This is a genomic window from Corynebacterium lowii, from assembly GCF_001412085.1.
GTDB classification, from domain to species: domain Bacteria; phylum Actinomycetota; class Actinomycetes; order Mycobacteriales; family Mycobacteriaceae; genus Corynebacterium; species Corynebacterium lowii.
In genome coordinates this window covers 1-26210 of sequence record NZ_LKEV01000003.1, presented here as the reverse complement: position 1 = coordinate 26210, position 26210 = coordinate 1, and the positions used below count along the sequence as shown (strand labels likewise).

The following is a 26210-nucleotide window of genomic DNA, read 5'->3' as shown; positions in this document are numbered from 1 at the left end:
GGTTACTGGCCCTCCCCTGGTTCGGTGGTTGTTGGGGCTGTGCTCGGTTGGTTCTCCGTGCCTGAGTGGTTTCCTGCACTCGGTTGGCGCCCCACGCCCAGGTGCTTCATGTCCAGGTGTTGATCGCCCAGGGTATGCACGAAGTCCTCGTCGTGGGTGATGGAAAAAACCGTGGTGCCCTGCTCGGTGAGCTCGCGCAGCAGCACCGTGAGCTCGGCAAAGGTGGCACTATCCTGACCAAAGGTGGGCTCATCGAGCACCACCAACCCCGGCGCCCCCATGAGAGCGGTGGCCACGGAAAGGCGTCGCTTCTCTCCCCCGGAAAGGGTGTACGGATTCGCCTTGCGCAGGTGCCCCAGCCGCAGACGCTCCATTAATTCCTCGGCGCGCTCGGCGGGACCTCCCACCAGTAGATCTTCCTCCACCGTGCGGGCCACAAACTGATGCTCCGGGTTCTGAAACACCGTGCCGATGCGCCGCGCTAAGTCCTTGGAGCGCCAGCGGTGCGGAGGGGTTTTCAGCCCTTGGGCAAGATCGGGGTGCAGCCGCAGGCTCCCGGAACGCGGGGCGTCCAAGCCGCCGAGCACCATCGCCAGTTGGGTCTTACCCGCCCCATTAGGGCCGGTGAGCACCGTGGAGGCCCCGCGCGGCAGGCTCAAACTATGCGGCGTGCCGGTGACCGTGCTGATTGCCTCCGCGCTGAGCAGCGCCTCGGCGCGCGCCCTTTCCGGCTGTGCGGCGGGCAGGTGCGGGCGCTGCGGCAACTCTTCTGCCGTGATCTCTCGCGCGCCCTGCGCGCTCAGGTGAATGAAGCGAGTGGCGAAGTCCCGCCACAAATCGGTGCGGTGTTCCACGATGATAACGGTGGCCCCGGTGCGCTCCACCAGCTTATCGACGGCCCCCCGAACCTCCCGGTACCCAGCGGGGTCGAGGTTGGCCGTGGGCTCATCGAGCAGCACAATATCGGCGCCCATCGCCACCACGCCCGCCAGAGCTAGGCGTTGCTTTTGGCCTCCCGAGAGATAGCGCGTGGGGGTATCCAGCGGCAGGTGCAGCCCCACGAGATCGAGGGCCTGGTGTACCCGCCGCCAAATCTCCTCGCGGGGCACGCCGAGGTTTTCGCAGCCAAAGGCCACATCGTCGCCCACCCGGGAGGCGATCACCTGAGAATCGGGGTCCTGGAGCACCAGCCCCACCACGCCCTCTACCGCTAAGCTCCCGGTGCGCTCCCCATCATCGGCCCCGCCGAGTAGCCCGGCAATGGCCCCCAAAAGAGTGGACTTCCCCGCCCCGGAATCACCGCTGAGCAACACCCGCTCCCCTGGCGCGACGTCCAGATCAATTCCGCTGAGTGCCGGGTTTTTGCGGGTGGCGTGCCGCCAACCAAAATCGCGGGCACAGATACTGCCCCGCCCCGTGGATTTCCGCCCGCTCATACGACGCCGCGTACCTCGCGCCCGGCGGCAAAGCGATCCAGCGCACCCGTGCGCGCCAGAGCCTTCACCAGGGCATTGCCCACTACCCCGGCGAGCAGCGCACCGGAGATCATCAAGCAGACGAGATAAATGGCGTTGTACTCAAAGGACTTGGCGATATTGGGCACTGAGAATAGCTCAAAGATAAAGGCGCCGATACCCGCCGCAACCCCCGCCAACATGGCCGTGGGGAGACGGAAAGAACGATAGGCAAAGAGAGCAAAGACCAACTCAGCGCCCAAACCCTGAACGATGCCGGAATACACGGTGCTGATATGCCACTGGCTGCCCAGTGTGAGGGAGACCACCGCCGCTATTACTTCCACAAAGAATGCCGCGCCGGGCTTACGAATCACCAGACCACCGAGCACGCCGCCCAGCAACCAGATTCCCACCGCCAGACCACCCAGGCCAGGGGTGAGTGATTCCATCGCCTGCAACCAGAGGTTGCCCACCGAGTTCCACAGCACAAAGATCAGCCCGCAGGCCAGGCCCAGCACGGCGGCCACCACAATGTCCACCACGCGCCACTGCATAGAACGCATATTTCCTCCCTAGCGCCGGTACTAACCGGATCAGGTTCATACGGTTTCATCTCAGCCCGGCTGCGCGCCGGGCACCCGTGTTTAGGTTTCCTGAAATTGTAGGCTAATCCAGGTCTGCCACCGTCCAGGTGCTCCCCTCGGCACCCCCGGTGCGGCGCCACCGCACCACCAATTCATCGCGCTGTCCAAAGCGCACCAGGTGGAGGCCCACCACGCGCTCTAGTAATTCCTGCTGCTCCTCGGATTCGCACTCCGCGTGCATAAGCAGCACCCCCTCGCCTGCCACCAGGGAGACCTCCCCGCGCAGGGGACGATCCGGGGCGTCGAAAAGCAGCGTGCCACGGCCGGTTTCCCCATCCCAGCTTGCGGTGATCTTGCGGCCAAAGTGCTCGGCCAACTGCTTGGCATAGCGGGCGGGACGCTGCGTGCTCACTCGCGCGGTGGAAGAGGTCATACCTCGCAATGTACCTTTTGAGTCCCCTTTCCTCCCATAACCGGGTACCGTGGCACCATGACGATTGATGCGAGCAATACCGCACTCGTCCTAGAAGGCGGGGGAATGCGTGCCTCCTATACCGCCGCCGTAGTGGATAAACTGCTGGCAGAGGACGTGCGCTTCGGTTGGGTGGGCGGAATCTCCGCCGGCGCCACCCACACGGTGAATTACCTTTCTGGTGAGCGCGAACGCGCTCGCCATAGTTTTGTGGACTTCGCCTCAGACCCCCAATTCGGCGGTGTGGCCTCCCTACTACGCGGCCGAGGCTACTTCAACGCCGAATACATCTACGGGCGCGCCCCCACACTTAACCTGCCCGGTCCGATGGACTACGAGGCCATCGCCGCTAGCCCAACGGAGTTCCGCATCGGGGCCGTGGAGGCACATACGGGACGCTCCGTGTACTGGGGGCGCGAGGACGTGGATAGCTCCGAGAGCCTGCTCGCCCGTGTGCGCGCCTCCTCCACCCTGCCGCTGCTCATGCCCCTACCGGAGATCGACGGCGTTTCCTACGTTGATGGGGCGCTCGGCCCCGCAGGCGGCATACCTCTCGACGCCGCCGAGGCCGACGGCTACACCCGCTTCTTCGTGGTGCTCACCCACCCGCGCGGCTACGTTAAAGACCCCATTCGCTACCCCAGCCTGCTGCGCAGCCTGCTGAGTTCCTACCCCGTGGTGGCCGAACGACTGATTACCCGGCACACCCGCTATAACCGCACGCTGGCGCGGCTACGGGAACTAGAGCGCCAGGGACGGGCCTACCTCTTCTACCCCACGGGCAGGCTGGTGGCCTCCACCGAACTCAACGGGGACCGGCTGCGCGGCTCCTTTGACCGGGGCGCGCTGCAATCGGCCCGCGAGTGGCCACAGTGGCGGCAGTTCTTGGAGGGGGATGGGGAGTAGGGGTTGTGGGTGGCCTTTGTCGAGAGTTCGGTGTAGGTACCGGAGATGGCTTAGGCATAGCACAAGGGTTAGCGTGATTTTATTTATGCTAACCCTTGACCACAAACAATCTGAAAGGTTAGTATAGGCATACGACGAGCCGGATACCGGAGCGTTGTCGCCTGGAGCCGCGTAGGCTCCAGAGCTTTTTCTACACTAGGGAAGCCACTTCCTCTGATGAACTACGGCAGGCCCAAGAGCCTTAACTAAGCGCGCTGTTATCCTACGCGAGGATCTACTTGCTGCTGCATCTTCACGATGCCGTCGCAATATGTAAACAGAGAGGTCAGCCGCTTGAACCCCTCTATGTTTCCTCGAATCAACAAAATCAATATCCCCATCAATACAAAGTAAATTATGTTTTCGATAACCCAGCGTGCCAGCACGAGCAAAACCTAATATTCTCTCATTAAACTTTTCTTGCTGCGGCAACATATCAGCGACAACCTTAGACATCTCCCCCTTACGACTACAATATTCGTCAATATGCTCAAGCATGCGGCGAAACACAATCTCATGAGGACTATCCGGGTACCGATAACGAGCATTGAGCCGAGTCACATCAACTCCTTCAAGATAAATCCTGGCGCCTGAGTTCTGAATAGCATGCAATGCCATCTGATAGATGCGCACACAAGCACCAAAATTTCCCTTAAGGCTCACCCAATCCTCCACCCCATTCATAAGGGAATGTCCATGAAACTCGGGAGAAGTGGACCAATTATTGCGTATTTGTATATTTCTGGCCAAATCCTCAAGGCGAGTTACTAACTCATTAGCCTGCTTTTCCTCCACAAGAACACCCGCCACATAATAGTGATCTTGTTGATAGGATTCATCAACGAAAAGTTGATACATACGGGATCACCCCTTACATAGGCCTCCATAAACTTTCCCACATTCCTTTAACCAAGTTCCACCACCTGATCGCACTGCCGCGCAAAGGCAAGGTCGTGCGTGGCCACCACGATGGTGGCACCTTCTTTTCTTGCGGCGGGCGCAGCCGCCTCCCGGAAAAGTTCGCGGATTAAACCCTGATTTTGAGCGTCCAGGGAGGCCGTGGGTTCATCGGCAAACCATACCCTCGCCCGCTTATAGAGCGCGCGGGCAATAGCCACCCGCTGCTTCTCTCCGCCGCTGAGCCGAGCGGCGATCTCCTTATCTCGACCTTGAAGCCCTACCCGGCTCAGTACCTCTTTCAAGCGCGCAGGATCGGGAATAATCGTGCGGCCCCACAGCGAACTTTTCATCGTGACGTTGAAGGCCACGGTTTCTTCTTCCACCACCCCGTAATCCTGCTGAATAAAGGCCGCCGACTCCCGCCAAAAGCGCAGCTTTTGGGAGTCTGACCACCCAGAGGACTCCTCCTTGTCCACCCATACGCTCCCCTCCGAGGGAGAAACCATGCCTCCCAAAGTTTGTAGAAGCAGCGTTTTCCCGCTGCCGCTCGGTCCTACCAAAGCGGTGACCGTGCCGGGGCGCAGTTTCACATTGACCCCGTGGAATACCCTCTTTTCCGCGAGGGATACACCTAGATTTTCGCCACGGATAATCATGGTTCTGATCTCCTTCCCCTAAATCTTCCTGCTCATGGCTGCCACCACCGACTTCTTAGCCATCACCGCATAGGTGCCTATGCTCATCGCTACAAGAAGCACCGCTACTACCGGTATCATCCCTATCCCTTGCTGGTTGAAAATAATTGCTGCGGTGGCCGATAGCGCCGCCAGCGTTATGGTGAGAATAATGTCCTTCCATAGCGCCATCACAGAGATTCGTAGCAGGGAATCACCGGCAAGATGTTGGAGCATATTCCGCTTGGCATGAAGCACAGAATTAGTGGCGGCGGCTCCTACCAGGGCCACCACAAGCGCAATAATCAAAACCCCCAATGCCAAGGCCATAATCCTCGCACGATATTCAAACATTTTGGCAATGTATACGCTCTCCTCACCGATATAGTAGACGGAGGCCAGGCCGCGCGCCGAGCTCTCATTGAGCACGCGAGAAGCGGAATCCATATTGATAGCAGATATATTTCCGCTAGTCATCATGGAAGTAAGGAAGCTATCATCAAATGCTTCCAAGGTAGGTACTTCCACCAGCACCATGTCCTGCACTAATTCCATGCCACCCGTCAAAGGCGATAACATTCCCACACCAGAATCAGAATGAACTATATGGTATTTCCAATCCACCGGTGGCTCATTACCCTCCCGAAGCCAAATATTGGGATAGAGCGCTTCCCGATACTGCTCTGGCAACTCTTCCCAACTCACCATCTCATCGGCAGAAGCATGCTCGGAGAACTCCATTGCATCCAGCCACACACTATTAGCAAAGGCCAGGGGAGGAATATCCTCCGGCAGACCCACCGACAGCGGCGGAGGAAGATAATTAAACGCCGCTACCCCCTCACGATCCAGCATGAGCATGAGCTCCCCAAACTCCGCAAGGCTCCCCTCAAGTTGCTCATAAGAGATATTTTCTACCCTGTATCCCACGAATGATTCGATGTTATAGGCAACGTCGTGGGCCTGCGCTATTTTCTTAGAATCACTATGAGCAGAAGCGACCCAAGGAAGAGTAAAGAGAACACAGGCAAGAGATAGGATTTTCATACCCACAATCAACGGGTGAAGTTTTCCCAGCCAAGAAAAACGATCCCTCATTTCTGCCACTCGTGGGCGCGTATAGCAGAGCATAACCGCCAGCAGGAGAAGAAGCACAGCTATCAGGAAGCCGTACATCTTCAGCATTATCACCAGCACTGGGTGGTTAAAGGGGGAATCGACTATAAGGAAAAATACACCTCCGCCCGCAGCCAGCACCGTAATGAAAGGAAGGAGAAGCCCCAGGATCTCACGAAAAATAGTCTCCCGCGCGGCGCGACCAAAAATTAGTTCCTGCTGCCGACGCCGCCCATGCGCTCCCACCCAATACACCGAGAGACTACACAAAAGGAGCACCGTCGCCAGTACCGAGAAAAGAATCATCGGTTGGCGGAACGAACGCAGAGAGAAAACCTCTCCATCGGAAACCTCATCCGCATAAGCAATTTCCACACCCATCTCTCGAAGCGCCTGGGCAAAGCCATCCACGTCTGCGTGTTCCTCGCATAGCAGATAAAAACCACCCGGAAGGGAATGTTCCAAGGCTTCCAGTGAAGCCACAGGAGAGACGGAGCCATCCATACGAGGCACAGTCTCTGGTATGCCTATGCTCCCTGCCTCAAAGTCCGTGCCATGTTGGAGGAATACGAAGGTCTCCCCCTCCGCGCGACGCAGGGGCTTTACCAGGCCAAGGCCTAATTCAGCGTTCATTTCTGCTAAGCGCTCATAGGCTTGGGCTGCGGGTATATCGCTGTGGGTGAAATCGAGTTCCACGATATAACTCGACCCCAGGGCTATTGCGCTCTCTTTGTCGCTGAGTTCCACCTTCAACAAAGCGAGCGCCGCAGTAATGACCACCACGATGAGCGCACAGAAGAAGATAGCCGCCTGCTGGATATACTTATTCATGAGCGCATATGCCCCTCATCCACGTCTTAAAGGAAAGACCTAGCAGAAACGGTAGTAATACTCGTCTCGAATATCGTCTTTGTTGAGAACCCATTTTTCGGCCACGGAGGCATGGCCCGCCGCTGTATCCACGCTGCGCATCTTGCGCCCATTAATCATCACGGTGCTGCCATGACATTCACTGGGATGATCGAAGTAAGAGCGAGCCTTCCCACCCCATAGGCCGTATTCCCATTCCCCGCCCCTGGGCGGGTCCTGCTGCCGTTTGATGTCAGCAAACCAGTCCAGCGGGCCGTCGGCCCCTGCTTCTCGTCCTTCCGCCATCACCCCGGCCTCATATCCGGTGTAATCGTTCTCCGCTTCATCGACCGGGCCATCTTCCTGAGCACCCACAACCCCCACGCCTAGCAAAACCAATGCCGTGCCCACGGTGGCCATCACGCCCACGAACCTCTTTGTGCTCACCACTACCCTCCTCAGATTCGGGGCGGCGCAGCGCCCCAGATCGCGTCAGAATATTGTGAGCTACGCTACACCAAAGAAGGATAGGTGGACAATAGTTTTCTTAAAATACCCCCTCCCAACACCCCCTACCCCCTGTTCGGCCCATCGTTCGGCTCAGGCAGGTACTCCCCGGTCTCGTAGTCATAGCCCACCCGGTTTCCCTCCTCATCGGTGCGCGCGTACCACTCCACCACCTCCTCGGCAGCGGAATCGAAGTTCGCCCCCGTGGCGTACTCCTCCTCTCCGCTGGGCTCCACCGTCAGGGCAAAGTTATCCCCGTATTCCCGCACACCGTGCACCACGGCATTGGCCACGGCTTGACGCTGATATTCCTGGCGGATTGCGGCGGGGTCGTTACGCAGTTCCCGTATGAGGGCCACCATCATGCCCACCAGAATCACGGCAAAAGGTAACGCCGTAATGGTGATGAGGTTCTGCAAACCCTTTAGCGCATTATTGCCTCCGGCCAGCAGAATCACCACCGCGATGCCCGCCATGCACAGCGCCCAAAAGGCCGTAACCCTGCGGCGCGGCTGAGGATTTCCCTGCTGGGAGAGCTGGGAATTGACCAGAGAGGCGGAATCGGCGGTGGTGATAAAGAAAACCGCGAGCATCACAATCACCACCGGAGCCACCACCTGTGCGCCGGGGAGATGGTCGAGGACGATAAAGAAAATATGTTCCGGGTCGGGTAACGCTGCGAGATCATTACCGGGGGCAATATCGCCGTCGCGGCGTTGCAGCCAAATGGCGGTGCCGCCCAGAATGCTAAAGGCCACGATGATAATGCTGGATGGAATGAAGAGCACCCCGAAAATGAATTGCCTAATGGTGCGGCCCCGGGAAATCTTGGCCACGAATACTCCCACAAAGGGAGACCACGAAACCCACCACGCCCAGTAGAAGGTGGTCCAGCTAGAGAGGAATTGTTGCATGTCCTCGCCCTGACCCATATTGGCCGCGAGCATTTCCGGCATGCTTCCCGCATAGGTCACCAACACCCCGGGGAGCATATTAATGAGGAAGGCCGTAGGACCCGCCACAAAAAAGAACAGCGCCAGACCCATTGCCAGTACCAGATTGATATTGGAAAGCCAGCGTATGCCCTTGGCCACCCCGGATACCGCCGAGGCGATGGTGCCGATGGTCAGCAGCACAATCACCCCGATGGCCAGGGCATTGCCTTCTCGGGACCACCCGCTGACTACCTCCACCCCGGTGCCTATTTGTAAGGCACCGATTCCCAGGGAGGCCGCCGTGCCGAAAAGGGTGGCGATAATCGCCAGGGAATCAATAATGCGCGCGGGAATGGAGGTGGTGGAACGCTGCCCCAACAGGGGCATGAGAATGGAACTCATCAAAGGGACCCGACCCCGGCGATAGGACACATACCCCACCGAGAGCCCCACCACCGCATAAATAGCCCAGGCATTAACACCCCAGTGCAGGGCCGATTGTGCCAGTGCCCCCATCACGGCCTCCTCCGAGGCCGCCTCATAGGCTCCCGGGCGTGGACTCAAGTAAAAACTCATAGGTTCAAAGGGGCCAAAGAAGATGATGGCAATGCCAATTCCGGCGGCAAAGAGCATAGCCGCCCAGGAAAGGGTGGAATATTCCGGCTTTTCACCATCCAGGCCCAGCGGTATCCGCCCATAACGGGAAAGCGCGAGAACAAAAAGCACCACTACCAGCCCCACGGCCACGGTATTAAATACCCAGCCGAGATTGAGCATCACCCAATTCAAGATGGTAGTAGAAACGCTAAGTACCTGAGCCGGGGCAAGAACACCCCAGGCCACAAAGGCGAGAATTAAACCGCCCACGGTGAGCGTAATGGGGCGGTCAATCCGATATTCAATGCGTTGATCTTCCACGCTCACACCGGGAACAAGCGCAGGGTGAATACTGTGCGGGTAGGTCACCTCCCGCAGGAAGGTGCGGGCGCGGCCTCCGCGCGGCGTCGTGGGCGGAACCTGCGAGGTAGAACCGTCATCGGAAGGCGGGGGTACCGGGGTGGCGTCGTGAGTGGGCATGCACTCGAACATAACGCGTCCCATCCTCCTAGTAGGATCGCGGGCATGACGGCAAGCGATCTGCATGACACCATCCGCATCCACGGTGCCCGCGAGCACAACCTGCGCGGAGTGAACTTGGAACTGCCCAAACGCACGCTCACGGTGTTCACGGGAGTGTCAGGTTCGGGGAAGTCCTCGCTGGTGTTTTCCACCATCGCCGCGGAATCGCAGCGCCTCATCAATGAGACGTATTCTTCCTTCGTCCAGGGCTTTATGCCCTCGCTGCCCCGGCCGGACGTCGATCTGCTCGAAGGAATCACCACCGCCATCGTGGTGGATCAGGAGCCACTGGGAGCCAACCCGCGCTCCACGGTGGGTACGGCTACCGACGCCACGGCCATGCTGCGTATCCTTTTCTCACGCTTGGGCGAGCCCCATGCCGGCGGGCCGGGTGCTTATTCTTTCAATGTTCCCTCGGTCAGCGCCGCCGGGGCCATTTCTGTGGGCGGCGGCAAAAAGGAAAAGGTGAACTTCCAGCGCACCGGCGGAATGTGCCCAGAATGTGAGGGCACCGGGCGGGTCACGGATTTTAATTTAGAGGAGGTATTTGATTCCTCCCTGAGCTTGGATGAGGGAGCGCTCAAAGTTCCGGGTTATAAAACCGGCGGCTGGTCATATCGCATGTACGCCGAATCGGAGCTTTTCCCCGCCGATAAGCCCATCGCGCACTTTAGCGAGGAAGAGCGTGCAGACTTCCTCGAAAAAGAGCCCACAAAAATGAAGATCGCCGGAATTAATATGACCTACGAGGGCCTACTTCCTCGGCTGCGGCGTTCCATGCTCTCCAAAGACAAGGAGGGAATGCAAAAGCATATCCGCGAGTTCGTCGAACGCGCAGTTTCCTTTGTTCCCTGCCCCGCCTGCGGCGGTACCCGTCTGGCCCCACACGCGCTGGAATCGAAGATCAACGGCAAAAACATCGCGGAGCTGTGCCAGATGGAAATTGGCGATCTGCGTAAATGGGCCGCCGACCTAGAGCACCCCAATCTCACCCCGCTTCTCGACGCCCTGCGCGCCACCCTGGATAACTTCGTTTCGGTGGGCCTGGGCTACCTCACCTTGGATCGCCCCACCGCCACCCTTTCCGGCGGCGAGGCGCAGCGCGCCAAGATGGTGCGCCACCTGGGTTCACCACTTACGGACATCACCTATGTGTTTGACGAGCCCACCGGCGGCCTGCACCCGCACGATGTGGATAAGATGAACAGCCTGCTGCGCAGCCTCACAGAAAAGTCCAATACCGTGCTGGTGGTGGAGCACAATCCGCAGACCATTCTCACCGCCGATCACGTGGTGGACATGGGCCCCGGCGCGGGTAGTAACGGCGGCACGGTGTGCTATGCCGGGCCCGTCGAGGGCCTGGAAAAGGCCGGTACCGTCACCGGCGCGCACCTCTTTGACCGCGGCGAGTGCAAGGCCGCCGATGCCGTGCGCACCCCCACCGGTGCCCTGGAGATACGCGGGGCCAAGGAGAATAACCTCCGCAGCGTGGACCTGGATGTGCCGCTTGGGGTGCTCACCGCGATCACCGGCGTGGCGGGTTCGGGTAAGTCCTCCCTGGTGCGCAGCCTGCCGCGCGATGAGCAGACCGTGTACATCGACCAAAGCGCCATCAAGGGTTCGCGCCGCTCCAATCCCGGCACCTATACCGGGGTGCTCGACCCCATCCGCAAGGCCTTTGCCAAGGCGGCGGGCGATGGGGTGAAGCCGGGCCTCTTCTCCCCCAATTCCGATGGGGCCTGCCCCCACTGCAAGGGCGCGGGCGTGATGTATGTGGACCTGGGCATCATGGCCGGGGTGGCCAGCCCCTGCGAGGTATGCGAGGGCCGCCGCTTTGCGGAATCGGTGCTTCAGTACACCTTTGGCGGCAAGACCATCGCGGATGTGCTGGAACTTTCCGCTCTCGACGCCGCCGAGTTCTTTGCCGCCAAGGAATCCAAGGTTCCGGCCGCCGCCAAGATGTGCCAACGCCTGGTGGACGTGGGACTGAGCTATATCACCCTGGGTCAGCCGCTCACGGAGCTTTCCGGTGGCGAGCGCCAGCGCCTTAAATTGGCTACCCACATGGCGGAGAAAGCCACCCGTTACATTCTGGACGAACCCACCAGGGGCCTGCACCTGGCGGACGTTCGCAACCTCATAGATGTGCTTGACCGCCTGGTAGACCAAGGCATTAGCGTGATCGTGGTGGAACATTCGCTGGCCGTCATCGCGCGAGCCGACCACGTGATTGACCTCGGCCCCGGCGCCGGTTCCCAGGGCGGCCAGGTGGTATTCGAGGGCAGCCCGGCCGAACTCGCGGCCTCCGGGACGGTGACGGGGCGGTACTTGGCGGAGTACGTGGGGCAATGACGCAGAATCGACGCGGGTGGTTCGGGGTGAGGCTTGGCGACGCCGCCCTCGCCTGCCTCGCCGCCCTGTGCGCGCTGGTGTACCTCGCCATCGCCGCTGCCGATCCCACGCCGATTACCTGTGCCCAAGCAGTACTGGCCCTCGGTTTCATCCCGGCTCTCTTGTTCTGGCGCACGCGGGTGACCTTGGCGGCCCTGGCTCTCCTTGTGCTCCTCGCCGGGTGGGCAATAACTTTCCTTGCTGCGTTGCCGCTCTATACCGGGGTGCCTCCCTATCTCCTCGCCGCGCCCCTGGCGGTGTACTCCACGTCCAGGTACTCCACGAATCCCGAAGGCCGCTGGCTCCCTCGCGTGGTTCTCGCCCTCTGTGCTGTGGGTAGCCTCATCAGCCCCGTGATGTGGGTATGGGACGATTCCTTTCACCTGCACTATCGCCACAACGCCGATGCTGCTATCACGCTGGGAGCGCACTGGGCTCTGCTGGGGTTGGCGTATTTCTGGGCTCTGCACCGCCGTGACCTCGCGGAACGAACCGCCCAGGAATACGTCGCCGCTCGGGAGCGCGAGCGCGTGCGCATCGCCCAGGAGATTCACGATGTTCTGGCCCATAACCTCACCCTCATCAACGTGCAATCCTCCGCCGGACTCATAGCGGCGGGCACCGATCCCCAGGCCGCTACCGAGGCGCTGCGCACGGTCAAGGCCGTGAGCGCGGAGGCCCTGGGGCAGGTGCGCGGGATCGTCGCCACGCTGCGTTCGCCCGATCAGATTGCCGAACCCACGCCGGGCACCCTGGCGGAGATCATCGCTGGTTTTCAAGGGGCTGGCATGAATATCACCACTGAATACGCTCAATCCACGCTCGATGATCTGCCCGCACAACACTCCCTGGCCCTGCGCCGCATTATCACCGAAGCCTTGACCAATGTGTTGCGCCACCAGGAGGCTGGGAGCACGGTGCGGCTTAGCATCACAGAACACGCGGGCGAGGTAGAACTGCGCGTGCTCAGCCTGGGCCGCGCGCAACACCAACACACCACGATGGGCACCGGCACGGGATTGGTTGGCGCGCGGGAACGCGCCGAATCCCTGGGCGGAAAACTCAGCGCGCAGCCCACCGGGGACGGCTGGCTGGTGAGCGCTTGCTTGCCCCTGCCCATGAGGGCTCACCATGACTGACCAGCCCATCCGCGTCCTCATCGCGGACGATCAGCCCCTGCTCGCCTCCGCGCTGGCCACCATTCTCGGCGCGCAGGAGGGCATCACGGTGTCCTCCATCTGCCACGATGGAGCGCAGGCGCTCCAGGCCGCGCGCGAGCACACCATCGACGTCGCGGTGCTCGATATTCGTATGCCGCACATGAACGGCATCGAAGCCACCCGTGAATTGGTGCGCCGGGGCGTCAAAGTATTGATGCTGACCACCTTTAATGTGGATTCCTTTATCCGCGATTCCATCGCCGCCGGGGCCTCTGGATTCTTGCTCAAGGACACCGAACCCGAAGAACTCGCGCGGGCCGTGCGCTGCGTGGCGCGCGGAGAATCGGTGCTTAGTTCGGGAGCCACCGGGCACGTGTTGAGCGCCTATCGGGAGGCCGTGGCCGGTGCTGCCGGTACTAGCCTCACCCCAGAGCAGCGCCAGGGCTTGAGCCTGCTCACCCCACGGGAGTTGGAAATACTCACCCTCATCGCCCAGGGCTATACCAACGGGGAGATTGCCGCGCAGTTGGTCATTGGGGCGGCCACGGTGAAAACGCACGTCTCGCACCTGCTGGCTAAGCTGCATTGCCGCGACCGCGTGGCGCTGGTGCTGCTCGCGCATAAGGCGCGGCTTGTCCAACAATGATTCCTCTCCACCCATAGGGGGAGAAAAACCTTGCTCATAATCCCCCGGCGCGCTGATCTGTTTTCTTTCCAGGCACCGCATACTCAGCGCCATGAACACTCCCCTTTTGACCTGCCGGGGTCTTTCTATCAGCCTCGGTGGGCAGCAGATACTTGATAACTTCTCACTTACTCTCACCCAAGGCCGGGTTCACGCCCTGCTTGGCCGCAATGGGGCAGGCAAGTCCACCGCCTACCGCGCCATGTTGGGGTTGATTCAGTCCAATGCCGGAGAGATCACCGTGCTGGGTAAGCCTCGCACTCGGTCCTCCCTGCGCCACATTGGGGCCAGCGTGAATGGCCCGGCCCTCTATCCTCACCTCAGCGCGCTAGATAACCTCATGGTGCATTGTCACTTACTGGGGCTTTCCCGCAGTGAGGCCGAACGCGCCCTGGCTGCGGTGGGTTTGAATACCCGAGATCGCAAGCGGGCCGCGCAATTCAGCACGGGTATGAAGGCGCGCTTGGCCCTGGCCATCGCCATGCTGGGTGAGCCGGAGATTTTGCTGCTCGACGAGCCTCAAAACGGCCTCGATCCCCAGGGCATCGTGGAATTGCGTGGGCTTCTGCGTGCCTGGGCCGCGCGCGGAGGCGCGGTGCTGGTGAGTTCCCATCAACTCGGGGAGGTGGCCCATCTGGCCGATGACCTCACGGTGTTGGCCCAGGGCCGTGACCAATACAGCGGGCCGCTGGCAAAGTTCGCCCCGCAGGGGAAATTGGAAGAACGCTTCCTGGAACTCACCCAGGGAGGTGGGCTCGCATGAGTTCGGTGCTCTCTGGTTCCCTGCGCGCGGAATTATTACGCACCAAGGGCAGTGCGGCGATGTGGCTGCCTCTTTTGGGCCTGCTCATTGGATCTGTGAGCATGCTCTTTTCCCTGTCCAGCGGTACTACGGGCAGCGCCCTGGTAGCCCAGGGGTTGTATATCACGGGCATGGCCGCCCCACTGAGCGCGCTTTTTGCTTGCCTGGTGGCAAGCCGTGAGCGTACCGCGCGCTCGGGAGGTACCTTGTGGCGCGATTATTCTCGCAGCGCACTGCGCGGCGCCCAGGTGCTCGTGCTCGCGGGGTTGCTGGGTATCTTCACGGTGCTCTGCTTCGGGGTGACTCTGGCACTCAGCCTCGCTCACGCTCCCGGCGAGGCTCCCTCCGTGATACTCGCCGCCGCTCTGTGTTGGTTGAGTCAGGTGGGGGTACTGTGTTTCTTCCTTCCGCTGGCAAGAGCGATGGGCACGGGGATCACGCTGCTGGCCTCGGTGGGCTGGCAGGTACTCGGGGTGCTATTCGCGGAGTCCGCACGCTGGTGGTTGGTGCCTCCGGCCTGGCCGGTGCGCTTGCTCCTTCCGGTATTGGATACCCATGCCAGCCTCGTCCCCTTGGCTCCGGGTGAAACTCCTCCCGCGCTGCACACGGTGCTGTTGGCCTGCGTGTTCTTCTGCGCGGCGTCGGCAGCGGGAGCGGTGCTCTTGCCACAGGTTTCCCTACCTCGGCTCACGTTACCCGGCCTTCCGGCCATGCGGTTCTCCGCTGCTCGTCGCTCTCCTCTGTTGGCGGTGGCTCTCGTGGCGCGGCGGCGCGGAATCTACCCCCTCATCGCGCTCACGTGTTTAGGCCTGGGCTATACGGCCCGCGCTTATCCTCCGATCACCACCGTGGCGCTGAGTTCCTTCCTTCTTCTCCCGCTGGGAACCGCCCTGCTCGCCGTGCTCTCCTGGGGCGCGCTCTCCCCCGCTTGGGTGGTGTCGGTGCTGCATAATCCGGTTTTTCGCCGGGCCACTACCGCCTGGCACCTGGGCGTCGTGGGTCTGCTGTGCCTGTGCGCCGCCGGGACTGTTGCTTTCGCGGGCATGCCGCTGCGCGACGTCGCCCTGCACACGGTGCTGTGGTGTGCCACCGGCTTCGTGCTCGTAATGCTCTGGCTGTGGCTCACCGTGCGCTTTTCTGGGGCGCTCACTCTGGGGCTTTCCGTGGTGGTCACAGTTGTTTCCCTCACCCTCGGCGGGGACGTGCTGGCGGGCACCAGACTGTGGGTGATAGCACTGCCTTCCTGGGGATACTCTGCGATGGAGGGCACCCGCCCGCTCGTTGCGCTAACGATCTGCGCGGTGCTCTTGGCGGTGCTGCTGCCCGCTCTCCACCGCTCCTATCGGTGCTTTGAGGGGCGCTCCTAGTATGGGCACCATGAATCACCACTTTGAGATCAAAGTCCCCGGCGGAAAGCTCGTGGTAGCCGACATCACCGAGGACGGCCACACCATCACCAACGCCCGCATTTCCGGCGACTTCTTCCTCGAACCCGAAGAAGCCTTCCCCGCCATTCACGCCGCCCTGGAGGGCGCGCCCGTCACCGCCAGCACCGAGGAACTACAGGGGCTTATCGACGCCGCCCTTACTCCCCTTAGCGCCCAACTCCACGGTTTCAGCACCGCCGACATCGCCACGGTGACCCGCCGTGCCCTCCTCGACGCCAAGGACCTTACCGATTACGAATGGGAGATTTTGCGCCCCGGTGTACTCCCCACCCCGGTAAACGTGGCGCTCGATGAATACCTCCTTAACGAGGTGGCCGCAGGGCGGCGCGGCCCCACCCTGCGTATCTGGGATTGGGAGGACCGCGCGGTGGTCTTTGGCTCCTACCAGTCCTATTCCAACGAGTTGGATCAAGGGGGCGTCGAGAAGCATGGGATTACTGCCGTGCGGCGTATCTCCGGCGGCGGGGCGATGTTTATGGAGGGTGGCAACTGTGTGACGTATTCGCTCTATGTGCCCGAGGACGTGGTGCGGGGCCTGAGTTACGTGGAGTCGTACCAGTACCTCGACGCCTGGGTGCTCGCCGGGTTGCGTTCCCTGGGCGTGAACGCCTGGTACGTGCCGATTAACGACATCACCTCGGACCACGGAAAGATCGGCGGGGCGGCACAGAAGCGCGTGAAGGGGGCGGTGCTGCACCACACCACGATGAGTTACGACATCGACGCCGCGAAGATGATGGAGGTGTTGCGCATCGGCAAGGTGAAGGTGGCCGATAAGGGGCTGCGCTCGGTGGTCAAGCGCGTGGACCCGCTGAGGCGGCAAACTGGGGTGAGCCGCGAAGCTGTTATCGACGCCCTGGTGGCGGCCTTTGAAGCTAGGTATGCGGCGGTGCCGGGGGTTTTGAGCGAGGAAGATGTGGCTGCTGCGCGGCGATTGGTGGAGGAGAAGTTTGGGACGCGGGAGTGGACGCATCGGGTGCCGTGAAGTTAGGAGAATAATCCCTTGCTTTGGCCTGCTTCTCTAGCGTAGAGTAACTAGTGATAGATCCCCGGTCAGGCCTCTTGCCGCTATAGGTAAAGCACAAATGACCGGGGCCTTTCAATTCACAGGGGGATCGGGTGACCAAAATCTGGTTAAGCTATAGCGATCAAATATCGCTATTAAAACATCGGGGAATGTCTATAGAAAGCGATATCGACGCCACTAATTTCCTATCCCACGTAGGCTATCAAAGATTCTCAGGATATTTCCAATACTGGCAACAATATCCACACAGAGATGACAGCGGATTCATCGAAGGCACATCGTTCGAAGCGATAAAGTCCTTATACGACGCCGAGCAGAAACTTGCCGTCGCCTGCAATGAACTATTACGCACCATAGAGGTGCTGCTCCGAAACCGCTTTGCACATTCCTATGGCCGTATAGTCGGCACCACCGGCACATTTGCCCGAGGGGTAGGCTTCACACAATTATCAAATCCCAATTCAAAAAGAGTAGAAGAACATGCGCTAGCTAATCTAGATCGAAATAAAGAGGCTTTCATTACAAAATACCGCGACGAAAGTAAACAAGGCCATACTTACAGGCCAGAAGCCTACTACCGCATGCCCATCTGGGTTGCAGTTGAAGCATTCTCCTTCGGCAGCCTATCGCGCCTCATAGCAGCATCTGGACAATCAGGAGTTCTAGACGACATCGCAGATTCCATAAATAGCTCACGTAGATTACTACCTAGCCAAGTACGGTCGTTCGTTTATCTTCGAAACCGGATTGCACACTGTGCACAGCTATGGGGTCATTCCGTGCTCGATGTTCCAGGACTCCAACCCAAGACCACCCGGCGCGCCAAACAACGCTATCGAGATTTTTCCGACCATTCGATTTACAAGATTCTGATTGCCCTTGACGATATAGCAAAGCGCTCCCAGCTCCACAAGGATTGGCTCCTTAGAAAAATAGAACCAATCCTCAACAAACACCCAATATTATCTTATGGAATCTCACACCCAACCAAATACGGCGAGATTCATAAACACTTAATCAAACAAGAGTGTGACTAAGCCTACCCTCTAAAATCCTCACTCCCCTCCAAATCTTTCAGCGAGACGCCCCGCCCATCGCGCCAACTATCCGGGCCGCTAAGCGAGGCCCCCGCCACGAAACTCGCCGCAGCACTGGGCGTCGAAAAGAGCACGTCCTCAGTAAGCATCATGTCCGGCCCGATGCTGCCGCGATACTTCACCCGGTTCTTCTTCGCGTTCGCCGGAGCCGAGCGGGTGAACTTCTCTTCGGCCACCACCCGGGAACCTGCGAGCACCACAAAGCCATCGCTTGTTTTCCGCCCACGCGCGTCTGCTCCTCGCATGCGCAGTATCAGGTCCTCCCCAGCTTCCCCACCTCTCACCGTCTTACTATCGTCCACGGGCTCGAACATCTTGTACCCCATCGCACCGATCACCACGCGGGAGTACTCCATGAACTCATCGAGTTCTGCCTTCTTTTCCTCCGGCACGCCACCTGCGGGCGGCTCGTTCGCGTTCATCAATGTGTACCGGCGCGCGGCACTAATCCACCGGTGGAACCGGCTTTCCAGGTAACTAATCTCCGTGGGGCCAAGAGAATCATCGGCTGCCACGAGTGCGATGGCGAGCGTCCAGTATCCCTTTTTCACGTCGCGTTCATGCTCGCGGATACGGCCCAGCACCCCGTTATCATTCTTCCGGCCGCGCGCTTGGCCCACATACACGATAGGGCGGTCGTCGTCGTCCCTGCCCAGGAGAAAGTACACACCGCTTTGCTTTAAATCTTCCCTGGTCCTGGACTTTTCCAGGGTAATGCGTGGAAGAAAGTACGTGATGCCCGTCCAATTCCTCAGCGTGGCCTTCATTCTTCCCTGCACGGTCCCATCCATGAGGAAGAGTTGAATGGTCTTGGGCTTTTCCATCGTCACCAATCTTTCACAATCCCAGCAGTGCTAAGGGCACCACGGCCACCCCGTCGGGGCGTCGATAAGCATGCTTACCCGTGGTGATAATCACCTTATCCGCCACGCGCTCGCCCAGTTTCTCTTCCAGCCAATTGAGGTGGCGCACATCGTGATCGTCCACCGCCTCTTTGAGTTTCACCTCGATGGGGAGCACGCGGCGATCCTCCAACTCCACGATGAGATCAATCTCCTGGCGCCCCGCCTTGGTGCGCAGGTGATACACACGCGCCTCCGCTGCCTCCGCCAGCGCCCGCACCGAGAGCGTGACCAGCGATTCAAAGATAAGGGTGAAGTCCATCCAAAAATTATCTGCCACTCGCCTGCCATATTCCCTGCTCATCGTCTCCTATTAGTCTTCTGGACCACTCTTTATTAGCCCTCTGGACCACCTTCTACTAGCCTTCTCGACCACTTCCGAACCCATCTCAAAGCCCATCCCAACCCCGTCCCAAAACCACTCCCCACCCCTTTCCGTTACCATGGATAGGGTTCACAGCCACACCACGACCCCACGGTAAGGAATGGCCCGTGCCACAATCCCCACCCGAATCCCCCGAAACACAACAAACGCAAGCACAACAAACCCACGCCCCGCTCAACCGCCCGGTGTTCTTCACCTCGGCGGCGATAATCCTGGCCTTCGTGGTGTGGGCCTGGCTGGCTCCCGGCCAGGCGGAAAGCGTGATCTTCGGGGCGATGGGCTGGGTGTCCGCCAATCTCGGCTGGTATTACATTCTCACCGCCGGGATCGTCGTGGCTTTCGTGCTCTTGGTGGCCTTCTCCCGGATTGGCCGCACCAAGCTGGGCCCCGATCATTCCTCACCCCGCTTTGGCCTGTTCACCTGGTCCGCCATGCTCTTTGCGGCGGGCATCGGCGTGGATCTGATGTTCTTCGGCGTCTCGGGTCCGGCCACGAACTTCCTCACTCCCCCGGACGTCACCCCGATGTCCGAGGAGGCTGCCCGCATGGCTCCCATCTGGACAATGTTCCACTACGGCGTGCCGGGCTGGGCGCTGTACGCCCTGATGGGCATGGCCTTTGGGCTCTTCGCCTACCGCTATCACCTGCCGCTCTCGGTGCGCTCGGCGCTGGCCCCGATCTTCGGACGGCGCATTCACGGGGCGGTGGGCCACGGCGTGGAGGTGGCGGCCACGCTGGGCACGGTGTTCGGCGTGGCCACCTCCTTAGGCATCGGAGTGGTGTTTCTCAACTACGGCCTGAACTTCCTGTTCGGCCTGCCCACGGGCACCGCGGTGCAGGTGGCGCTCATCGTCCTGTCTGTAGGTATTACCATAGTCTCCACCGTCTCCGGGGTAGATAAGGGCATCCGGCGGCTCTCGGAGCTGAACGTGGTGCTGGCGGTGGGCCTCATGGCCTGGGTGTTGTTCTCCGGGCGCACCAGCCACCTGCTGGACGCCCTAGTACAAAACATCGGGGACTTTCTCAGCGCCTTTCCCTCGATGATGCTCAACACCTTCGCCTACACCTCGGGCATGGAGGCCTACCCGGCGGATCAGTGGCTGGCGGACTGGACGCTGTTCTTCTGGGCGTGGTGGATCGCCTGGGCACCCTTCGTGGGCCTGTTCCTGGCCCGCATCTCGCGGGGGCGCACCCTGCGCGAGTTCATCCTGGGCGTGCTCATTATTCCCTTCGGCTTCATCCTGCTGTGGGTGTCCATCTTCGGCAACGCCGCGCTGGACGCCTTTGGGTCCGATCCCGGCCTAGCGCAGCGGATCGTGGGTGCCCCGGAGTCCGGCTTCTTCGAGGTGCTTCGGCAGTACCCCGGGGCCACCGTGACCAGTGGCCTCGCGGTGCTCACCGGGCTGCTGTTTTACGTCACATCCGCGGACTCCGGCTCCCTGGTCATGGCGACCATGACCTCCCAGGCCCCGGAGAAGACCGACGCCAGCGGCCCCGCCGAACAGGACGGCCCACCCTGGCTGCGCATCGTGTGGGCGGTGATGACGGGCCTGCTCACCCTGGTCATGCTGTTCATCGGCGGAGTGTACACGCTCCAGGCCGCCACGGTGCTCATCGGCCTGCCCTTCTCCCTGGTGCTCTACCTGATGATGTTCTCCCTGTGGAAGGTGCTGCGCGGGGAGCGCTACTCCGCGCAGGCCCGCCGCCACGCCCTCGTGGGCGCGCAGCACACCTCGGAGCCGCGCGGCTCCTGGAAGCAGCGGCTCACGCGGAAGATGGCCTTCCCCAGCGCCGAGCAGACCGCGCGCTTCATCGAGGACACCGCGCAGCCCGCCCTGGAGGCGGTGGGCGCGGAGCTGGAGGGCCTGGGCGTGGAGGTGCACTATCACCGGGGTACCCACCCGGAGTACCCCATCCCCTACGCGGACCTGGTGGTGTGCTTCCCGGACCAGGATGACTTCAAGTACCAGGCGTACCCGGTGGCCCACGCGGTGCCCAACTTTGCCGCTAACCTGGCCGTGGTGCGCGACGTCTACTTCCGCGTGGAGATCTTCTCCGCCACGGGCTCGCGCGGGCACAGCATCATGGGCTACACGCGCGATCAGGTGATCGCGGACGTCCTGGATGCCTACGAGGCCCACCTGAACTACATGACGCTCACCGGCGACGCCGGCACCCCCACCGGGGAGGTTCACGCCGTCGCGCCGCAGAAATGGGAGGATAACCATGACTAAGACCCTGTACATCGACGGTGAGTGGACCGAGGCCGCCAACAACGCCACCCGCACCATCGTCTGCCCCGCCGACGGATCCGAGGTGGGCACGGTCTCCGAGGGCAGCCGGGAGGACGCCGAGCGCGCCATCGCCGCCGCCCGCGCGGCCTTCGACGCCGGGGAGTGGTCCGCGCGCCCGGCCGCTGAGCGCGGCGACCTGCTGCTCGCGGTGGCCGAGGAGATTACCCGGCGGCGCGACGAGTTCGCCCGCGCCGAGGCTCTGGACACCGGCAAGCGCCTGGTGGAGGCCGAGATCGACATGGACGACATCGCCTCCTGCTTCCGCTACTTTGGTAAGATCGCCGATCATCACCCCGGCCGCCTTGTGGACGCGGGGAATAACGCCGTGATCTCCCGCGTCGTCTACGAGCCGGTGGGCGTGTGCGGCATGATCACCCCGTGGAACTTCCCGCTGCTCCAGGCCGCGTGGAAGGTGGCTCCCGCGCTGGCCGCGGGCAACACCTTCGTACTCAAGCCCTCGGAGCTCACGCCACACACAGCGATCCTGCTCATGGACGTCCTGGACGGGCTCGACCTGCCCGCCGGGGTGGCCAACCTGCTGCTCGGGGCGGGGGCGGAGGTCGGCGCGCCGCTCTCCGAGCACCCGGACGTGGACATGGTCTCCTTCACCGGCGGCCTGGTCACCGGGCGGTCCATCGCAGCCGCCGCCGCGCCCACGGTGAAGAAGGTGGCGCTGGAGCTGGGCGGCAAGAACCCCAACATCGTCTTCGCGGACGCGGAATTTGACGCCGCCCTGGACAACGCCCTCAACGCCGGGTTCCTGGACTCCGGCCTGGTGTGCTCGGCGGGCACCCGGCTCATCGTGCAGGACTCCATCGCGGAGCGCTTCGTGAACGCCCTGGTGGAGCGCGCGGGGAGCATCGTCATGGGCGGTCCCTTCGACGAACAGGCCCAGACCGGACCGCTGATCTCCCGGGAGCACCGGGACAAGGTCACCGACTACGTCCGGCGCGGCGTGGAGGCCGGGGCCCGGCTGCGCGTGGGAGGCGACTGGGGCGGCCCGGAGCACGAGTCCGGGTGCTTCTACTCCCCCACCGTGCTGGACCGCTGCGACAAGGACAACCCGGCCGTGGTGGAGGAGGGCTTCGGCCCGGTGATCACGGTGGAGACCTTTAGCACCGAGGCCGAGGCCATCCGGCTTGCCAACCACACCCGCTACGGCCTGGCCGGGGCCGTGTGGACCTCCGACGCCGGGGTGGCCAACCGCGTCTCCCGCGCCCTGCGCCACGGCACCGTGTGGATCAACGACTACCACCCCTACCTGCCGCAGGCAGAGTGGGGCGGCTTCGGGGAGTCCGGCACCGGCCGCGAACTCGGCCCCAGCGGCCTGGACGAGTACCGCGAGGCCAAGCACATCTATCAGAACACCGAGCCCGCCGTCACCGGCTGGTTCCCCGTGAAGGAGTGATGAGTATGCCCAATCAAATATATGACTACATCGTGGTGGGCGGCGGCTCCGCCGGTGCCGCGCTAGCCTCCCGGCTCAGCGAGGACCCCGCCGTGACGGTGGCCCTGCTGGAGGCCGGCCCCACGGACGTCGATAGGTCCGAGGTGCTGGACCTCCAGCGCTGGCCGGAGCTGCTGGAGTCAGGCTTCGACTGGGACTACCCCATCGAGCCGCAGGACAACGGCAACTCCTTCATGCGCCACGCCCGCGCCAAGGTGCTCGGCGGGTGCTCCTCGCACAACTCCTGCATCGCCTTCCACCCGCCCGCCGAGGACATGGACCTCTGGGAGGAGCTGGGCGCCACCGGCTGGAACGCCGAGACCATCCTGCCGCTCATCACGCGCCTGGAAAACAACGCGCGCGGCGGGGACAACCACGGCACCGAGGGCCCAGTGCACCTCATGGACGTGCCGCCCCACGACCCCGTGGGCGTGGCCCTGTTGGAGGCCTGCGCGCAGGCGGGCATCCCCACCGCCACCTTCAACGAGGGCGAGACGGTGGTCAACGGTGCCGGGTTCTTCCAGATCAACCGCAAGGCCGACGGCACCCGATCCTCTTCCTCCGTCTCCTACCTCCACCCCGTGATGGAAGAACGCGAGAACCTGCACGTGCTCACGGATCACTGGGTCTCCCGCGTGCTGTTTGAGGATTCCGATTCCGGGGTGCCGCGCGCGGCGGGCGTGGAATACTGCGACAACCCCCACAACCGACGCCGCGAGCTGCGCGCCCGGCGCGAGGTGATCCTGAGCGCGGGGGCCATCGACACGCCCAAGCTGCTCATGCTCTCCGGGATCGGCCCCGCCGAGCACCTGCGCGAGGTGGGCGTGGACGTGCTGGTGGACTCCCCCGGCGTGGGCTCCGGGCTGCAGGACCATCCCGAGGCCGTGATCTCCTGGGAGGCCGCAGAGCCCATGACCAGGGACGCCACCCAGTGGTGGGAGATCGGGATCTTCACCGCCATCGACGGCGACGACCTCCCCCTGCCCGACCTCATGATGCACTACGGCTGCGTTCCCTTTGACATGCACACCGCGCGCCACGGCTACCCCAGCGCGGACGAGTCCTTCGCGCTCACGCCCAACATCACCCACGCCCGCTCGCGCGGCACCGTGCGGCTGCGCTCCCGCGACTACCGCGACAAGCCCAAGGTGGACCCCCGGTACTTCACCGACCCCGAGGGCTACGACATGCACATCGCCGTGGAGGGCATCAAGAAGGCTCGCGAGATCGTCTCCCAGCCCGCGATGGCCCGCTACGTGAAGTGCGAGCTGTTCCCCGGCGCGGATGTGCAGACTGACGAGGAGATCGCGGAGTACGTGGCCAAGACGCACAACACCGTGTACCACCCGGCGGGTTCCTGCCGCATGGGCGCGGCGGACGACGCCGAGGCGCCGCTCGACCCCGAGCTGCGGGTCAAGGGCGTGGAGGGGCTACGCGTGTGCGACGCCTCCGCCATGCCGCAACTGACCGCCGTGAACCCCAACATCACCGTCATGCTCATGGGCGAGCGGGCGGCGGAGTTGATTCGGGGGGAGTAAGTTTTTTTGGGGCTGCTTGCTGAGGTGTAGCCGCGAGGGGGCGCGGCTCTCCTGGGTTTGGTGAGCATTAATAGCCGTTGACCGGCCCAGCTCCCCCAGCGTGGTGGTGCGAGGGGCCCATTTGAGGAGTTGCGGGAGTTCTGCGGCTCCACCTTTGAGGTACTCAGCGCCGCGACCCAGCGCGGAGACCTCGTGCCCACCGAACCCGCCTTTGCCCTCTACCGCAGGAGTCCCCCGGAAACGCTGAACCTGGAGGTAGGATTCCTGGTGACAGTCGATTTTACTGGGGGGCGGCTCGGCGGTACTTCTAGTATAGAGGCCAGCAAACTACCCGGCGGTCGGTGCGCCGCCGCACTGCGCAGTGACTACAACCTCCTCCCCCAAGCGTGGGAGGAGTTCATGGAGGGGATCTCGGCACAGGGCGTGACACAGGGCATGCCGTTCTGAGAGATCTACCTGACGATGCCCACATCTGAGGGCGATCCGGGGGAGAGAGAATGTGACAGGGTTGGTGGTTCCGGTTTCCTAAAGGACTGATCCGCAAGGTAAAGGGTCGGGCGCTCGCGCGTACCATCCTGCCCTCGCCCAGTACTATGGCTCCCGCACGGGGAACTACACGGCCGATACTCCACCGTCGCGTTAGCCGAACGCCAGGGTTTCCACAGATTGGCCGGTGACCTCCGCGATGAGATCAAAATCTTCAGTCTACAGCAAGAACCGTAAGCCCGGCCTTTTCCGCTGTCGCCGCGATGAGCAAAACGGGAATTGAGGGTGCTCGATGTTGCCCGCGATCTGCAAGGAGAATCTGCACCTCCTCGGCACGATCCTCAATCGCGGGTGTGGTGCGTTCCACCGGCATCAACGAGACTGGCCGGTTGACGGAGCCCCGCACGCCCGTCTACTCCCGATCGCGCCGAGTATCCCGGTTCCAAACGCTTAATCGGGGAGATCCGGATGAGGCCACGATTGATCCGAGTTTTCCACTCGCCGATCTCCGCCGCCTGCCCCAGCTGGATCCTAGCGAACGCGGACTTATCGATGAGCCAGCAACCCGTTAGCGCCATGCGTTGGCCATCACCTCTGGATCGGCAAAAATCTTCCCCGGCGCGACGCCAATGCTCGTCCGTCGCAGCCTCAGTTTCTCGGGGCTGTCCCCCTCAAGCTTCCGACGAAGAGACTCGTTGCGAGACAACCCTAACGCAGCCGCCTCCGTGTCGATCCCCTTCACTGTAGATTCTCTGAGCCCTCGAGTGAGCACGTTCGTCATAGCAACTACACTTCCAAAGAAATGCTATCACGATATCAAAGATCTTTAGGTCGATTTTCTACCAGCCATTAGTAGTAGCGATGAGGATCTTAAGCTGCCGGAGGGCCTACGCTTCCTGCGCGACTCCATGGTCGCCACCGCGCTCTCCATGGCGCTGATGTACCTGGTGCTCGCCGCGATGTTCCTCGCCCGAGCCGGGCGGGCCGAGG

22 protein-coding genes, 2 pseudogenes and 1 riboswitch are annotated in these 26210 nt (G+C 61.8%); of the genes and pseudogenes, 13 read left to right on the top strand and 11 right to left on the bottom strand.

What is annotated here, in order from left to right; all coding sequences use genetic code 11:
- Nucleotides 1-2: 2 nt before the first annotated feature.
- From Clow_RS05725 to Clow_RS05715, 3 genes are all read right to left on the bottom strand, one after another.
- The gene (locus Clow_RS05725; protein WP_082418562.1) at nucleotides 3-1436 is read right to left on the bottom strand and encodes an ABC transporter ATP-binding protein; all 1434 of its coding nucleotides are present in this window, start codon (nucleotides 1434-1436) and stop codon (nucleotides 3-5) included.
- Nucleotides 1433-2020 (bottom strand): ECF transporter S component, encoded by a 588-nt coding sequence (locus Clow_RS05720; protein ID WP_055177665.1) that lies wholly within the window; start codon nucleotides 2018-2020, stop codon nucleotides 1433-1435. The genes Clow_RS05725 and Clow_RS05720 overlap by 4 nt, the downstream gene beginning before the upstream one ends.
- Nucleotides 2010-2109: riboswitch (TPP riboswitch) on the bottom strand. (Overlaps the previous gene by 11 nt.)
- Nucleotides 2110-2123: 14 nt before the next feature.
- On the bottom strand, nucleotides 2124-2474 hold the full coding sequence (locus tag Clow_RS05715) for a DUF2218 domain-containing protein (RefSeq protein ID WP_055177663.1): 351 nt from the start codon (nucleotides 2472-2474) through the stop codon (nucleotides 2124-2126).
- 57 nt (nucleotides 2475-2531) lie between these two features.
- Between Clow_RS05715 and Clow_RS05710 the strand changes: the two genes are divergently transcribed.
- Nucleotides 2532-3419, top strand: coding sequence for a patatin-like phospholipase family protein (locus Clow_RS05710; RefSeq protein ID WP_055177662.1), 888 nt, complete (start codon nucleotides 2532-2534; stop codon nucleotides 3417-3419).
- 195 nt (nucleotides 3420-3614) lie between these two features.
- Here Clow_RS05710 and Clow_RS11395 read toward each other — a convergent pair whose 3' ends face one another.
- From Clow_RS11395 to Clow_RS05690, 5 genes are all read right to left on the bottom strand, one after another.
- Nucleotides 3615-4316 carry a DUF3800 domain-containing protein gene (locus tag Clow_RS11395; RefSeq protein WP_082418561.1) on the bottom strand — a complete coding sequence of 234 codons (702 nt, stop codon included), beginning with the start codon at nucleotides 4314-4316 and terminating at the stop codon, nucleotides 3615-3617.
- 47 nt (nucleotides 4317-4363) lie between these two features.
- Nucleotides 4364-5014, bottom strand: a complete 651-nt coding sequence (locus Clow_RS05705) for an ABC transporter ATP-binding protein (RefSeq protein ID WP_055177660.1) — start codon at nucleotides 5012-5014, stop codon at nucleotides 4364-4366.
- Nucleotides 5015-5032: 18 nt separating this feature from the next.
- A complete protein-coding gene (locus Clow_RS05700; RefSeq protein WP_055177658.1) occupies nucleotides 5033-6979 on the bottom strand; it encodes a hypothetical protein in 1947 nt (648 codons plus the stop codon).
- Nucleotides 6980-7018: 39 nt separating this feature from the next.
- Nucleotides 7019-7444, bottom strand: coding sequence for a lactococcin 972 family bacteriocin (locus Clow_RS05695; RefSeq protein WP_211256938.1), 426 nt, complete (start codon nucleotides 7442-7444; stop codon nucleotides 7019-7021).
- Nucleotides 7445-7569: 125 nt separating this feature from the next.
- On the bottom strand, nucleotides 7570-9516 hold the full coding sequence (locus Clow_RS05690) for a BCCT family transporter (RefSeq protein WP_245625713.1): 1947 nt from the start codon (nucleotides 9514-9516) through the stop codon (nucleotides 7570-7572).
- A gap of 45 nt (nucleotides 9517-9561) precedes the next feature.
- Between Clow_RS05690 and Clow_RS05685 the strand changes: the two genes are divergently transcribed.
- From Clow_RS05685 to Clow_RS11390, 7 genes are all read left to right on the top strand, one after another.
- Nucleotides 9562-11910 carry an ATP-binding cassette domain-containing protein gene (locus Clow_RS05685; protein ID WP_055177654.1) on the top strand — a complete coding sequence of 783 codons (2349 nt, stop codon included), beginning with the start codon at nucleotides 9562-9564 and terminating at the stop codon, nucleotides 11908-11910.
- Entirely contained in the window at nucleotides 11907-13088 is a 1182-nt protein-coding gene (locus Clow_RS05680; protein ID WP_055177649.1) for a sensor histidine kinase, read from the top strand. Before Clow_RS05685 ends, Clow_RS05680 begins: the two co-directional genes overlap by 4 nt.
- Nucleotides 13081-13755 carry a response regulator gene (locus Clow_RS05675; protein WP_055177647.1) on the top strand — a complete coding sequence of 225 codons (675 nt, stop codon included), beginning with the start codon at nucleotides 13081-13083 and terminating at the stop codon, nucleotides 13753-13755. Before Clow_RS05680 ends, Clow_RS05675 begins: the two co-directional genes overlap by 8 nt.
- Before the next feature lie 91 nt (nucleotides 13756-13846).
- Nucleotides 13847-14557 carry an ATP-binding cassette domain-containing protein gene (locus tag Clow_RS05670; RefSeq protein WP_055177645.1) on the top strand — a complete coding sequence of 237 codons (711 nt, stop codon included), beginning with the start codon at nucleotides 13847-13849 and terminating at the stop codon, nucleotides 14555-14557.
- A complete protein-coding gene (locus Clow_RS05665) occupies nucleotides 14554-15963 on the top strand; it encodes a lantibiotic immunity ABC transporter MutE/EpiE family permease subunit (RefSeq protein WP_055177642.1) in 1410 nt (469 codons plus the stop codon). Before Clow_RS05670 ends, Clow_RS05665 begins: the two co-directional genes overlap by 4 nt.
- Before the next feature lie 10 nt (nucleotides 15964-15973).
- Nucleotides 15974-17029 carry a lipoate-protein ligase small subunit gene (gene lplB / locus Clow_RS05660; protein ID WP_055178019.1) on the top strand — a complete coding sequence of 352 codons (1056 nt, stop codon included), beginning with the start codon at nucleotides 15974-15976 and terminating at the stop codon, nucleotides 17027-17029.
- A gap of 191 nt (nucleotides 17030-17220) precedes the next feature.
- Nucleotides 17221-18108: an Abi family protein gene (locus Clow_RS11390; protein WP_211256937.1), complete on the top strand. Its 888-nt coding sequence runs from the start codon at nucleotides 17221-17223 to the stop codon at nucleotides 18106-18108.
- Nucleotides 18109-18110: 2 nt separating this feature from the next.
- On the opposite strand, the gene Clow_RS05655 is transcribed toward Clow_RS11390, so the two are convergent.
- Complete coding sequence (locus Clow_RS05655) at nucleotides 18111-18992, bottom strand: GIY-YIG nuclease family protein (RefSeq protein WP_055177640.1); 882 nt, start codon at nucleotides 18990-18992, stop codon at nucleotides 18111-18113.
- Between the two features lie 13 nt (nucleotides 18993-19005).
- The gene (locus Clow_RS05650) at nucleotides 19006-19350 is read right to left on the bottom strand and encodes a DUF4143 domain-containing protein (protein WP_055177639.1); all 345 of its coding nucleotides are present in this window, start codon (nucleotides 19348-19350) and stop codon (nucleotides 19006-19008) included.
- A 212-nt stretch (nucleotides 19351-19562) separates the two neighbouring features.
- Here Clow_RS05650 and betT point away from each other — a divergent pair, with 212 nt between their 5' ends.
- The 4 genes from betT (at nucleotide 19563) to Clow_RS05630 (ending at nucleotide 25181) form a co-directional block, all read left to right on the top strand.
- Nucleotides 19563-21689 carry a choline BCCT transporter BetT gene (gene betT, locus Clow_RS05645; protein WP_082418558.1) on the top strand — a complete coding sequence of 709 codons (2127 nt, stop codon included), beginning with the start codon at nucleotides 19563-19565 and terminating at the stop codon, nucleotides 21687-21689.
- The gene (locus Clow_RS05640) at nucleotides 21682-23157 is read left to right on the top strand and encodes an aldehyde dehydrogenase family protein (RefSeq protein WP_055177637.1); all 1476 of its coding nucleotides are present in this window, start codon (nucleotides 21682-21684) and stop codon (nucleotides 23155-23157) included. The genes betT and Clow_RS05640 overlap by 8 nt, the downstream gene beginning before the upstream one ends.
- A 5-nt stretch (nucleotides 23158-23162) precedes the next feature.
- Nucleotides 23163-24734, top strand: coding sequence for a GMC family oxidoreductase (locus Clow_RS05635; RefSeq protein ID WP_055177635.1), 1572 nt, complete (start codon nucleotides 23163-23165; stop codon nucleotides 24732-24734).
- Nucleotides 24735-24863: 129 nt separating this feature from the next.
- Nucleotides 24864-25181, top strand: a complete 318-nt coding sequence (locus tag Clow_RS05630; protein WP_055177633.1) for a GyrI-like domain-containing protein — start codon at nucleotides 24864-24866, stop codon at nucleotides 25179-25181.
- A gap of 192 nt (nucleotides 25182-25373) precedes the next feature.
- Here Clow_RS05630 and Clow_RS05625 read toward each other — a convergent pair.
- Nucleotides 25374-25798: pseudogene (locus Clow_RS05625) on the bottom strand (VapC toxin family PIN domain ribonuclease).
- A gap of 270 nt (nucleotides 25799-26068) precedes the next feature.
- On the opposite strand from Clow_RS05625, the pseudogene Clow_RS11735 reads away from it, so the two are divergent.
- Nucleotides 26069-26210 (top strand): annotated as a pseudogene (locus Clow_RS11735) (PTS transporter subunit IIC); the annotation flags it as partial.

Bases quoted from the DNA above. Each gene is read 5' to 3' on its own strand.
- Clow_RS05725 (WP_082418562.1), bottom strand. From the start codon at position 1,436: ATGAGCGGGCGGAAATCCACGGGGCGGGGCAGTATCTGTGCCCGCGAT.
- Clow_RS05720 (WP_055177665.1), bottom strand. From the start codon at position 2,020: ATGCGTTCTATGCAGTGGCGCGTGGTGGACATTGTGGTGGCCGCCGTG.
- Clow_RS05715 (WP_055177663.1), bottom strand. From the start codon at position 2,474: ATGACCTCTTCCACCGCGCGAGTGAGCACGCAGCGTCCCGCCCGCTAT.
- Clow_RS05710 (WP_055177662.1), top strand. From the start codon at position 2,532: ATGACGATTGATGCGAGCAATACCGCACTCGTCCTAGAAGGCGGGGGA.
- Clow_RS11395 (WP_082418561.1), bottom strand. From the start codon at position 4,316: ATGTATCAACTTTTCGTTGATGAATCCTATCAACAAGATCACTATTAT.
- Clow_RS05705 (WP_055177660.1), bottom strand. From the start codon at position 5,014: ATGATTATCCGTGGCGAAAATCTAGGTGTATCCCTCGCGGAAAAGAGG.
- Clow_RS05700 (WP_055177658.1), bottom strand. From the start codon at position 6,979: ATGAATAAGTATATCCAGCAGGCGGCTATCTTCTTCTGTGCGCTCATC.
- Clow_RS05690 (WP_245625713.1), bottom strand. From the start codon at position 9,516: ATGCCCACTCACGACGCCACCCCGGTACCCCCGCCTTCCGATGACGGT.
- Clow_RS05685 (WP_055177654.1), top strand. From the start codon at position 9,562: ATGACGGCAAGCGATCTGCATGACACCATCCGCATCCACGGTGCCCGC.
- Clow_RS05680 (WP_055177649.1), top strand. From the start codon at position 11,907: ATGACGCAGAATCGACGCGGGTGGTTCGGGGTGAGGCTTGGCGACGCC.
- Clow_RS05675 (WP_055177647.1), top strand. From the start codon at position 13,081: ATGACTGACCAGCCCATCCGCGTCCTCATCGCGGACGATCAGCCCCTG.
- Clow_RS05670 (WP_055177645.1), top strand. From the start codon at position 13,847: ATGAACACTCCCCTTTTGACCTGCCGGGGTCTTTCTATCAGCCTCGGT.
- Clow_RS05665 (WP_055177642.1), top strand. From the start codon at position 14,554: ATGAGTTCGGTGCTCTCTGGTTCCCTGCGCGCGGAATTATTACGCACC.
- lplB (WP_055178019.1), top strand. From the start codon at position 15,974: ATGAATCACCACTTTGAGATCAAAGTCCCCGGCGGAAAGCTCGTGGTA.
- Clow_RS11390 (WP_211256937.1), top strand. From the start codon at position 17,221: ATGTCTATAGAAAGCGATATCGACGCCACTAATTTCCTATCCCACGTA.
- Clow_RS05655 (WP_055177640.1), bottom strand. From the start codon at position 18,992: ATGGAAAAGCCCAAGACCATTCAACTCTTCCTCATGGATGGGACCGTG.
- Clow_RS05640 (WP_055177637.1), top strand. From the start codon at position 21,682: ATGACTAAGACCCTGTACATCGACGGTGAGTGGACCGAGGCCGCCAAC.
- Clow_RS05635 (WP_055177635.1), top strand. From the start codon at position 23,163: ATGCCCAATCAAATATATGACTACATCGTGGTGGGCGGCGGCTCCGCC.